Source organism: Oleiphilus sp. HI0117 (assembly GCF_001635235.1).
Window position 1 is genome coordinate 1 of the sequence record NZ_LWGA01001271.1, and the last position, 2351, is coordinate 2351.

Annotated in this window: 3 protein-coding genes, 1 tRNA gene and 1 pseudogene; 3 read left to right on the forward strand and 2 right to left on the reverse strand. The window is 42.9% G+C overall.

Annotated elements, in window-relative coordinates:
• A pseudogene (locus A3757_RS27210) lies at positions 1 to 417 on the forward strand (hypothetical protein); the annotation flags it as partial.
• A gap of 45 nt (positions 418 to 462) precedes the next feature.
• On the opposite strand, the gene A3757_RS22120 reads toward A3757_RS27210, so the two are convergent.
• Positions 463 to 918, reverse strand: a complete 456-nt coding sequence (locus tag A3757_RS22120; RefSeq protein WP_156490420.1) for an isoprenylcysteine carboxylmethyltransferase family protein — start codon at positions 916 to 918, stop codon at positions 463 to 465.
• 143 nt (positions 919 to 1061) lie between these two features.
• On the opposite strand from A3757_RS22120, the gene A3757_RS22125 reads away from it, so the two are divergent.
• Positions 1062 to 1149 (forward strand) — tRNA-Ser (locus tag A3757_RS22125).
• Between the two features lies 1 nt (position 1150).
• On the opposite strand, the gene A3757_RS22130 is transcribed toward A3757_RS22125, so the two are convergent.
• The gene (locus A3757_RS22130) at positions 1151 to 1894 is read right to left on the reverse strand and encodes a type 1 glutamine amidotransferase (RefSeq protein ID WP_068513692.1); all 744 of its coding nucleotides are present in this window, start codon (positions 1892 to 1894) and stop codon (positions 1151 to 1153) included.
• A gap of 174 nt (positions 1895 to 2068) precedes the next feature.
• Here A3757_RS22130 and A3757_RS28185 point away from each other — a divergent pair.
• A partial coding sequence (locus tag A3757_RS28185) for a histidine phosphatase family protein (RefSeq protein ID WP_197470222.1) occupies positions 2069 to 2351 on the forward strand: 283 nt, incomplete at its 3' end.

A 2351-nucleotide genomic window follows, 5' to 3' on the forward strand; every position in this document is an offset into this window, starting at 1 on the left:
GACCAGGATATGGATAAGCTAGGGCACCAACAGAACCACGTCGATGGCACTGCCAGCTCTGTCCTACTCAGTGAAGAAATGCTACGAAATGCAGCGATTGCTTCAGCAACCATCGCGCCTATTGACGTTGTGATCCCAACCTACGACGAGGTTAACACTCGCACAATGGAAGAAGTCATGAACGATACACGCTACGCGGTACCCGAGGGTGATTTCGACTTTGTCTATATTGGTGGCGACGGTGCCAACGATCTTGGGCTAAGTAGACAGGACAATCAACTTACCTTTTCAATTGGCAACCTTCCTCAAATTGACAAAATTGAACTTCCTCACGGTATTGATGAAGGTCCGCTTCAAATTACCCCGCGCGTTGGCGGCGGATTTGACCTAACCATTAATATCCCTGATCAAAATTAGTAAAAGCTCATATAGCAGTCTATTTTTTTCTAACCTAATAGACTGCTAAACCCACCTTCTCACTTGTTCGCAATACTCCCTGTAACTCGCCCCAAAGATCTTTACCAAAGCACGCTCTTCGGGCTTTATTTGAATTGCCGTCATGACATAGACGTACAATGCAAACACTAAGAAGTTAAAAGGGTTTGCCAAATACACAGCCCAAGCAAGCAACTGCGCTGCCATACCCACATACATTGGATTTCTCGAGTACTTATAAACTCCATCAACCACAAGCGTGGTCGCATTTTCAGGTTTAATAGGGTTAACGGTTGTTTTATTTTTCCAGAAGCTAAATACCGCTGGCATTAAGAAAAACACAGACGCAAGCCCCAAGACAGCCATAACAATACCAGCCAAGAGCCCAAACCGATATAGACTCACTGAAATCAAAGTATCCAGCCCATACATAATGCCTGCTGCAATCAGTGTTTGAAGTGGTGGAGGAATCCGAATATTCACGAGAACATATACCTATAAGTTAACTTTTATTAGCTACTAACGGGTTCAACTATTGCAATGATTAAAATGCTAGTTTAGAGTAGCGCACCTTTCTGGGAGCGTAACAGGGTTTACACCATTTGCGAAGCTAGAAAGTTCAAAACGGAGAGGTGTCCGAGTGGCCGAAGGAGCACGCCTGGAAAGTGTGTATACCGCAAGGTATCGAGGGTTCGAATCCCTCCCTCTCCGCCAATTAGTTTCCTAACAACACCCTATCAACAAACAACCCTATCAAATGGTTAGATTCTGGTGTTTCTTGGGCGCTTTCTAATACCTCTGTTAAATGCCCATCATCATCTGTATATTTTTCTTTGTAGTAGGTCAGCCTGTCAATCAAAATATCTCGATCAACTTCAGGATGGAACTGGAATGCCCAGAATGGTTTGTTCGCAACTCTAAAGGCATGGCAGCAAATATCGGTATAGGCTAATTCTATGCAGCCTTCGGGTGCCGAAATCGCTTTTTGCTGATGAACCGATACTGCGAGAAAGTCATTTCTGATGCCACGAAAGACCTGATCTGAAGCAGCATGTTCGGTGAGAGATATTGGGATAGTGCCCATCTCGTAATTTTCTTTGTCATCAATAATTTCACGTCCCAATGCTTGGGCAGCTAACTGAAAACCAAAACAAGATGCAAATACAGGGGTTTCATTTTCGACACACTGTAAAAGCAAGCGTTCAGCGTGAGGCACGAAAGTATATGTTTCAGGCTCCAAGACATTTGCCTCACTGGCTCCACCTACAAATAGTGCATCGTAGCCCTGCGCTACATCTCTCGCAAAGTCTGGCTGATCGAAAACGTTTAATACATCAAATTGGGTGACATCAAGCTTACTGTATCGAGCAAAGCTTTCTAATTCTTCCTGCTTAACTTGCTCGGTTTCCCTGATTTGTAATAATAATATTTTAAGGTCTGATCGTTCTTTGCTGGGCATAGGTACTTTCTTAATCCATGTTTTTTGACATACACCACTTTAGCAAAAACAACGAACAACTGTAAGAATTAGCAAATACAATCAAAACCTTGCAAACTAACTGTCATCTAAAAGGTTTATTATTGAGGAAGAACTTTTCTCACTAACATTTTTGATATTTCTAGAGGCTTTCTGATGAAGCACTTGTATCTCTTACGCCACGCTAAGTCCAGTTGCTCTAAGCCTTCTCTTTCGGATTTAGACAGACCACTGAACAAGCGAGGATTACGTCAGATAGCTATCATGTCTCCTATTCTTGAAGCTGACGGCGCATTACAAGCAAACATCTACTCCAGCAATGCAGAACGTGCACGGCAAACTATTCAGGCAACCCTTACATGCGCTAACTCATTCACTGAAGTCAAAACTGACAAAGATCTATACACGTTTAGCAGGAAGAAATTACTAAAATGGCTGC